This is a genomic window from Sphingomonas sp. Leaf62 (assembly GCF_001421915.1).
Classification (GTDB): Bacteria; Pseudomonadota; Alphaproteobacteria; order Sphingomonadales; family Sphingomonadaceae; genus Sphingomonas.
Genome location: NZ_LMLN01000002.1, coordinates 325132 through 332715, shown reverse-complemented (window position 1 = coordinate 332715; position 7584 = coordinate 325132). Strand labels below are relative to the sequence as shown.

Here is a 7584-nt window from a genome sequence, read left to right as displayed (position 1 = left end):
ATGGCATAGACCGCAAGCCGCCGCCCACATGTCCCTTCATCTACATCAACAATGTCAAATAGCGGACAAGGAAACCGGCGTCGCTTCGCTACCCCTTTTTTAGGAGGGGCGGTTTGCGTCGCCTGCGTTTCGCTGTCCCGGTAGAAGCGAGTAGCTCGCCCCGTCCGGTGAACAGCCCTCTACGGGCGATGTCGGAAACCGTCAACGGCTTTTTGCAATTTTGTTTCGGGAAAGTTGCAGATCGACGGAATTCCACGGGTTTACGCGGCCTCAATCGCTTGGGGTACAGGGTAGTATGATGGAGTCTCCTGCCGAATCAGCCCCCGCCCCCACCGAATCACTGCACGGACAGGTGCGTCGGGCCGTCATCTGGCGGTCGGGCAGCCAGATCGTCGGGCAGATCGTGTCATGGGCGTCGACCTTCCTCGTCATCCGGCTGCTGACCCCGGGAGATTATGGACTGGTGGCGATGACCGGCGTCGTGCTGCTCTTGCTCAACATGCTGAACGGCCACGGCCTTGCCAATGCGCTGATCCAGCATGGCGACGTATCGCGCCGGCAACAGCGCCAGGTGTTCGGGATGCTCCTCCTGCTCAACCTGACGCTGGGCGCGGTGCAGTTCGTGATCGCGCCGCTGGCCGCGGCCTATTATCGCGAACCCTTCGTCACCGACCTGCTACGTGTCCAGTCGCTGCTGTACCTGACCACGCCGTTCAGCTCGTTCGCCTATGCGCTGCTCGCGCGGCGAATGGATTTCCATCGCCAGGCACAGGTCAATCTCCTGTCCTCCTTCCTCGGCGCGCTGGCGGCGATCGGGGGCGCCTATGGCGGGCTGGGGGTATGGACGCTGGTCCTTGCGCCCGCGGTCCTGTTCGTGACGCGCGCCGTCGGGCTGACCATCGCCGCGAAGGCATGGATGTGGCCGAGCTTCGATTTTCGCGGTGCCGGGCATCTCGCGCGCTATGGTGGTGCCGTCGCCGGCGCCAGCCTGCTCGGTTTCGCGCAGAGCCAGGCCGATATCCTGATCGCCGGGCGCTGGTTCGATGCCCATGCGGTCGGCGTCTATACCACCGCGCTGTTCCTGACGCAGATCTTTACCAACAAGGTCGTGCCCCCGCTCAACGAAGTCGCCTTTTCCGCCTATGCCCGGATGCAGCATGATCCGGCAGCGGTGGCGAACGGCTTCCTGCGGTCGGTGCGACTGGTGATGCTGGTCGCCGTCCCCTTCTTCCTCGGGCTGACCGTGACCGCCGGGCCGGTCGTGACGCTGGCGCTGGGCGATCAGTGGCGGGAGGCGGCACCGCTGGTCGCGTTGCTGGGCATCGCCATGCCGTTCATGGCGCTCCAGACGCTGTTCCCGCCGGTGGTCGATGCGATGGGGCGGCCGGGGATCACCGCGCGGACGACGGCGATCGGCGCAGTGCTGTTGCCGATCGCGTTCCTGATCGGCGGGCGTTTCGGCATTGCCGGGCTGGCGGCAGCGTGGATCGTCGCCCATCCGATCCTGCTCGGCATCGTGCTGCACCGGGCCTTGCCGGTGATCGGACTGTCGCTGGCCGAATTCGCCACCGCCGTCCGCCCGGCGTTCGCGGCGGGAGTGGCGATGGTCGGTGCAGTCGTGCTGGCGCAGACGATCGTTGCACCGGGATCGCCGGCTGCGACGCTGGCGCTGTCGGTCGTGGTCGGCGGCGGCGTCTATACGGCCATGTTGCTGCTGTTCGCCCGGCCCGCACTGACCGATGCGATCGCGATGCTCCGGCGGCGGTAGAGGCTGTCTGGAAACGCGCGGCTGCACGTTTTGCGGTGCCGGCCCGCTCCCCAAGGGGTCCCAGCAAAGTAATATTTTGCTGGGCTACCCTCACCCGGCCACCCACAGGGTACACTCGATGGGTGGCCGGGTGGGGGGGAGCGGGCCGGCACCGCCTTGAAACTCGCCCTTTCGCGCGTTTCCGAACAGCCCCTTATTCCGCGCCGCGCAGCTGGCGAATCGCGTCGCGGGTCGCGCGCAGATAGGCGTTGCCGTGAAAGCGATAGGTGCCGATGAAGTGCGCGAACGCCGCGTCGCCCGGAACACCGGCATTCCAGAAGTTGAAATAGCGCGCATAGGGCAGCAGCACCGGATCGGGATCGTTCGCGACCACGACATTGGCGGCAACCTGCTCGCTGCCCCAGCGGCGCCATTGCCGTTGCCCGAGGATCCCGTCCATCGCGAGCGACAGCGCCTCGGCAACGCCCCGCCCATCGCCGCTGCGGGCGAAGCCGGCGAAACCGGCACAACCGCGGACATAGCGGAGCGGCGCATGGCCGGGCAGGTCGACCCGGCCCAGCACCGCCTCCGACGCGTCCTGTACATGGGTGGCGGGCGACAGCGGATCGACCGGGCGGCGCGTCGCGACAAAGGCGTCGACTTGCAGCAACCGGGCATCCGCTTCGCCCAACAACGTAAAGCTGCGTCCTGCCGCGATCGCCGCCGCGACCTCGGGCACCGGACCCAGCGTCACCGTGTCCGAATCGAGCTGGATCACATAGTCGTGCGCGCGCAGGTCGAGGATCGTCAGCAACCGCTCCCACACATCGCGCCGGGGGCAGGGATCGGTCACGACCGAATCGATCGGAATGATTTGCGGGTCGCCAAGCTGCGCGGCCAGCACCGCCCTGTCCGCCGAGGTCAGCGTGCCGTCGTCGAGGATCACGACGCGCCCGCGCCGCAAATGATGCAGCAGCAATTTGACCGCGACCAGATAGGGCAACAGCACCGCGCTGCCGATCATCGAAAAGACGATCACCCCATCGTCGCGCACCATCGCCGGTGGCGTGGCAAGGATGCCGCGCGCCAGCCGGCGGTGCCGCCATTGCTTCCAGTGCCAGTTGAGATGTTCGCCGAGCGAGGCCATGACGCCATCTTATCGACCGCCGGTTAAACGCGCGTCAACCGGCGCGCCCGGGTTCGTTATCCCTGCTGGATATAGTCGCGCATCGCCTTCGCCTCCGCCTCGATGCCGTCGATGCGATATTTGACGAGGTCGCCGATCGACACGAACCCGACCAGCCGGTCGGCGTCGATCACCGGCAGGTGCCGGATGCGCCGCTGCGTCATCAGCGACAGCGCCCCCAGCACCGACGCCGCCGGATCGACGGTGATCGCCGGACTGGTCATCCGTTCGGCCACGGTCAGGTCGAGCGCGTCCGCGCCGCGTTCGACCAGCGCGTGGATCATGTCACGTTCGGAAAAGATGCCGACGACCTCGGCCCCCTCCAGCACCGGCACCGCCCCGATGCGATGCTCGGCCAGCAGTGCCACGACCTCGCGTACCGTTCGATCGGCTCCAACCGATACGACCGCACGCTTGCCCAACAGTTTCGCGATGGTCATCGCCCTATCCTCCATCGGTGCGCCGGTCCGACCCGCCGGCGCATCCATGGGTTGAGAATTTCATGCTTCGCCGCCATTTGAAAGCCATGGCGAACGATCTCGACGAACCAGAATATGCCGCGTTCGCCTGGGGACGATTTCGCTGGCTGCTCAGGGTGATGGCAGCGATCTCGGCGGTCGCCGCGCTGCTGGCGCTGGCCGGCATCTGGTGGTGGATCGGATCGATGAACTGGGTGATCGCCGCGGCGACGCTGGCCGGCGTCGGATTCTCGGTGATGCTGGGCGGCGCGCTGATGGCGCTGGTGTTCCTGAGCAACGGATCGGGCCATGACGCCGCCGTCGACGCGTTCAATGCCGATCGCGATCCGGGGCGGGACAGGCGGGGGTAAGGCCGCGCTCCCGCTACACGCTCTACGTCGCCGCGGATAAAGCCGAGACCTCTGCGCAAGTCTCGATGGCCCGTACCCCGGCGAAGGCCGAGGCCCGGTTGGGGGACGCTGGCACGCTACGGAAAAGCCTTCCCAACCGGCCCCCGGCCTTCGCCGGGGTACGGTGGAGCGCCGGTGCCGTTCGGTACTTTCGCAAAGGTCATAATTAAGTCCGGGTGACGGATCGCCCTTCGCAAGCCTCGCAACGCATCCGTCCCCAACACAGCAAAACCCGCCGGTCGCTCATCGACGTCCGGCGGGTTTTGCGGAAAGCGTCAAGCGACACGCCCGGTCCCTCGGGACCGGAGCGGCTTACTTGATCTTCGCTTCCTTGAACTCGACATGCTTGCGCACGACCGGGTCATACTTGCGGAAGGTCAGCTTTTCGGTCTGGTTGCGCGGGTTCTTCTTGGTGACGTAGAAGAAGCCGGTATCGGCCGAGCTGACGAGCTTGATCTTGACGGTGGTCGGCTTTGCCATGACCCAAAAACCCCTTGGGCCTGACGCCCGCGAATTGACAATGAATAGCGGCCCGCCACACGGGGGCTGCTGCAAGACGTGGGCGCATGAGCCAATCCCCGGCCAAAGTCAAGACGAGCGGCCTTCATCGAAACGTAACGATCGCATCCTAGCTTGGGATTCAAAGCGTTGGAGGTAAGGATGCGGATCGAGTCAGTGCACATCGATGCGGAACGGGCACTACGCGTCGGGCATCGCCTCTGTCCGTTGGCGGAGATCGAGGCGATTCGCGCCATCGCCATCGCCGAATCGAGTCTGCCCGCGCTCAGCATCCTTGCGGTGGTCGACGCCGCGATCGCCCGGGGCGAACGCCGGTCGATCGGCGAATGGACCGCGCTCGCCCGCGAAGCGATGCACTGCGGCCGCAGCGACATCGCCACGGCGCAGGCCTATGCCGCCGCCTGCACGGTGCGGTTCGCCGACTGATCCGGCCACGGCATGGACCCGCTCGTCCCCGCGTTCGTCGCGGTCCTGCTGGCCGGGGCGAGCGACCGCCCGCCTCTGCTCGCCGCGATCCTGTCCGACCGGTCGGGACGCGGCGCACTATGGGGCGCGATCGTCGCAGAGGCGGCGGGTTTCGTGCTGGCGGCAATCGGCGGCAGGCTGGCCGCGCCGATCCTGACCCCCAATGCCCGCGACCTCATGCTCGCCGTCGCGCTGATCGGCGCCGCGACGTCGGTGCCGTTTCCGGCGCGAATCAAGGACCGCCTCGGCGACTGGCGACTGCCGCCGTTCCTGACCGGGCTGCTCGGCATGGCGGTTCTGACCCTTGGCGACCGCAGCCAGTTCCTCGTCTTCGCGCTCGTGGCGCGAACCCCCGATCCCGTGACCGGCGCGGTCGGGGGTGCGCTGGCCGGCGCGATCCTCCTGCTCGCGTCGGCAACGTTCGGCGAGCGCGACTGGCTGAAGCTGCCGCTCGCCGCGATCCGGGCGATTGCGACGCTGTTGCTCGGCCTGACCGGCGCGATCCTCGGTCTCGGTGCGCTGCGCCTGCTGTAATCTGCTCCGGCGATCACCACGACCGGATTTTTTGAGCGGCGCGGCCGGGAAAGATTCGCCAGCGCGATCGTTGCTGAACCGAACCATATCCTGCCGGAGATTTTCCCTGTGACCAACCCCGCGCTCGACACCCCCACCGACCTGCCCAACAACAAGACGGTGACCGTCGCCGACGGGCTGAACGCCGCGCTCGCTGACTGTTTCACCCTGTATCTGAAGACGAAGAACTTCCACTGGCACGTCTCCGGTCCGCATTTTCGCGACTATCACCTGATGCTCGACGATCAGGCTTCGCAGATCCTCGCCGTGACCGACGTCATCGCCGAACGCGTGCGAAAGACCGGCAACACCACGCTGCGCTCGATCGGCGACATCGCCCGCCGCGCCGCGATCAAGGACAATGACAAGGATTTCGTGAAGCCCGACGACATGCTCGCCGAGCTGCGCGACGACAATCTGAAGCTGGTCGAGCGTTTCCGCGAAGCTCGCGAAGCTGCCGAGGATGCCGGCGACACCGCGACCAGCAGTCTTGCCGACGAATGGATCGATCAGGCCGAGGAACGCGCCTGGTTCCTGTTCGAAGCCGCTCGCAAGGGCTGATCGGGTGCGCGGGGCGGTCTTGCCGCCCCGCCCGTCCGCATGAACCGATGCGCGCCTTTGCCGATCTGCTCGACCGCCTGATCTACACCCGGTCGCGCAATGCCAAGCTGGCTCTGATCGGCACCTATCTGCGCGATACGCCCGATCCCGATCGTGGCTGGGCGATCGCCGCACTGACCGGCGATCTCGACTTGCCCGCCGTCAAATCGGCGATGATCCGCGCGCTCATTACCGAACGCACCGATCCCGTCCTGTTCGCGATGAGCCGCGATTTCGTCGGCGACACTGCCGAGACCGTGGCGTTGCTCTGGCCCGAACCGCCGCCCGGTACGATCCACGATGCCGATCCGCTGACGCTCGATACCGTCGTCAGCCGCCTCGCCAGCCTGTCGCGTTCCGATGCGCCGCGCGCGCTCGCCGACATGCTCGACCGGCTCGAATCCGACGAACGCTATGCGCTGCTGAAGCTCGCCACCGGGGCGCTGCGCGTCGGCGTCTCCGCCCGGCTGGCCAAAACCGCACTGGCGCAGGCGTTCGGGCTCGATGTCGATGCGGTCGAGGAAGTGTGGCACGGCCTCGCCCCGCCCTACACCGAACTCTTCGCCTGGGCGGAGGGGCGCGGCGAGCAGCCGCACGCCGCCGACCTGCCGGTGTTCCGGTCGTTCATGCTCGCCCACCCGCTCGACGACGGCGTGGTCGACCTTGCCGACTATGCCGCCGAATGGAAATGGGACGGCATCCGGGTACAACTGGTCCATGTCGGGGCCGAGACCCGCCTCTACAGCCGCGCCGGCGACGACATCACCGCCGCCTTCCCCGAAGTCGCCGCCGCCTTCCGCACACCCGGCGTGCTCGACGGCGAATTGCTGGTGCGCGGCGATGGACAGGGCGCGAGCGTCCATGCCGATGCCGGTGCCGCCAGCTTCAACGCGCTGCAACAGCGGCTGGGGCGGAAAATCGTGTCGAAGGCGATGCTGGCCGACTATCCCGCCTTCGTTCGCCTCTACGACATTTTGTTCGACGGCGCCGAGGATCTGCGCGACCAGCCATGGACCGCCCGCCGCGCCCGGCTCGAAACCTTCGTGCCGCGGCTCGACCCGACCGTCTTCGACCTGTCGCGCCTGATCGACGCCGCCGATTTCGACGCGCTCGCCGATATCCGCAGCGGCGCGCGCGACGCCGCGATCGAGGGCGTCATGCTCAAGCGGCGCGACTCGCCCTATGTCGCCGGGCGGCGCGTCGGGCTGTGGTATAAATGGAAACGCGACCCGCTCGTCGCCGACTGCGTGATGATGTACGCCCAGCGCGGCAGCGGCAAGCGATCGTCCTTCTATTCGGACTATACCTTCGGCTGCTGGACCGGCGACCCGGCCGAGGGCGGCGAATTGCTGCCGGTGGGCAAGGCCTATTCGGGCTTCACCGATGCCGAATTGAAGGATCTCGACCGCTTCGTCCGCCAGCATACCGTGCAACGCTTCGGCCCGGTGCGCGAGGTGGAGAAGACGCTGGTCCTCGAAGTCGCGTTCGATTCGATCCACGCATCGAAACGCCATAAATCGGGGGTCGCGATGCGCTTCCCCCGCATCAACCGCATCCGCACCGACAAACCCGCCACCGAGGCCGATCACGTCGCGACGTTGCTGAAACTGGTGAGCTGAACCCTGC

At 66.8% G+C, this 7584-nt stretch carries 9 protein-coding genes; 6 read left to right on the top strand and 3 right to left on the bottom strand.

The annotated features are described in order from the left end of the window. Window positions 1-352: 352 nt before the first annotated feature. On the top strand, window positions 353-1768 hold the full coding sequence (locus ASE91_RS02310) for a lipopolysaccharide biosynthesis protein (protein WP_235530266.1): 1416 nt from the start codon (window positions 353-355) through the stop codon (window positions 1766-1768). 193 nt (window positions 1769-1961) lie between these two features. Here ASE91_RS02310 and ASE91_RS02305 read toward each other — a convergent pair whose 3' ends face one another. Both ASE91_RS02305 and ASE91_RS02300 read right to left on the bottom strand, forming a co-directional pair. Beyond that, window positions 1962-2894 carry a hypothetical protein gene (locus ASE91_RS02305; RefSeq protein WP_056622254.1) on the bottom strand — a complete coding sequence of 311 codons (933 nt, stop codon included), beginning with the start codon at window positions 2892-2894 and terminating at the stop codon, window positions 1962-1964. A 56-nt stretch (window positions 2895-2950) separates the two neighbouring features. After that, entirely contained in the window at window positions 2951-3373 is a 423-nt protein-coding gene (locus tag ASE91_RS02300) for a CBS domain-containing protein (RefSeq protein WP_055998465.1), read from the bottom strand. An 86-nt stretch (window positions 3374-3459) separates the two neighbouring features. Between ASE91_RS02300 and ASE91_RS02295 the strand changes: the two genes are divergently transcribed. After that, the gene (locus ASE91_RS02295; protein WP_056395508.1) at window positions 3460-3762 is read left to right on the top strand and encodes a hypothetical protein; all 303 of its coding nucleotides are present in this window, start codon (window positions 3460-3462) and stop codon (window positions 3760-3762) included. 351 nt (window positions 3763-4113) lie between these two features. Here the strand turns inward: ASE91_RS02295 and rpmG are convergent, their stop codons facing one another. After that, on the bottom strand, window positions 4114-4281 hold the full coding sequence (rpmG, locus tag ASE91_RS02290) for a 50S ribosomal protein L33 (protein WP_055757016.1): 168 nt from the start codon (window positions 4279-4281) through the stop codon (window positions 4114-4116). Between the two features lie 180 nt (window positions 4282-4461). On the opposite strand from rpmG, the gene ASE91_RS02285 reads away from it, so the two are divergent. From ASE91_RS02285 to ASE91_RS02270, 4 genes are all read left to right on the top strand, one after another. Next, window positions 4462-4746 carry a hypothetical protein gene (locus ASE91_RS02285; RefSeq protein ID WP_055998452.1) on the top strand — a complete coding sequence of 95 codons (285 nt, stop codon included), beginning with the start codon at window positions 4462-4464 and terminating at the stop codon, window positions 4744-4746. 12 nt (window positions 4747-4758) lie between these two features. Continuing rightward, entirely contained in the window at window positions 4759-5319 is a 561-nt protein-coding gene (locus ASE91_RS02280; RefSeq protein ID WP_056622252.1) for a TMEM165/GDT1 family protein, read from the top strand. Window positions 5320-5427: 108 nt separating this feature from the next. Further along, complete coding sequence (locus ASE91_RS02275; protein WP_055998447.1) at window positions 5428-5919, top strand: Dps family protein; 492 nt, start codon at window positions 5428-5430, stop codon at window positions 5917-5919. Window positions 5920-5966: 47 nt separating this feature from the next. Continuing rightward, the gene (locus ASE91_RS02270; protein WP_056622250.1) at window positions 5967-7577 is read left to right on the top strand and encodes a cisplatin damage response ATP-dependent DNA ligase; all 1611 of its coding nucleotides are present in this window, start codon (window positions 5967-5969) and stop codon (window positions 7575-7577) included. Window positions 7578-7584 lie beyond the last annotated feature (7 nt).

Bases quoted from the DNA above. Each gene is read 5' to 3' on its own strand.
- ASE91_RS02305 (WP_056622254.1), bottom strand. From the start codon at position 2,894: ATGGCCTCGCTCGGCGAACATCTCAACTGGCACTGGAAGCAATGGCGG.
- ASE91_RS02300 (WP_055998465.1), bottom strand. From the start codon at position 3,373: ATGACCATCGCGAAACTGTTGGGCAAGCGTGCGGTCGTATCGGTTGGA.
- ASE91_RS02295 (WP_056395508.1), top strand. From the start codon at position 3,460: ATGGCGAACGATCTCGACGAACCAGAATATGCCGCGTTCGCCTGGGGA.
- rpmG (WP_055757016.1), bottom strand. From the start codon at position 4,281: ATGGCAAAGCCGACCACCGTCAAGATCAAGCTCGTCAGCTCGGCCGAT.
- ASE91_RS02285 (WP_055998452.1), top strand. From the start codon at position 4,462: ATGCGGATCGAGTCAGTGCACATCGATGCGGAACGGGCACTACGCGTC.
- ASE91_RS02280 (WP_056622252.1), top strand. From the start codon at position 4,759: ATGGACCCGCTCGTCCCCGCGTTCGTCGCGGTCCTGCTGGCCGGGGCG.
- ASE91_RS02270 (WP_056622250.1), top strand. From the start codon at position 5,967: ATGCGCGCCTTTGCCGATCTGCTCGACCGCCTGATCTACACCCGGTCG.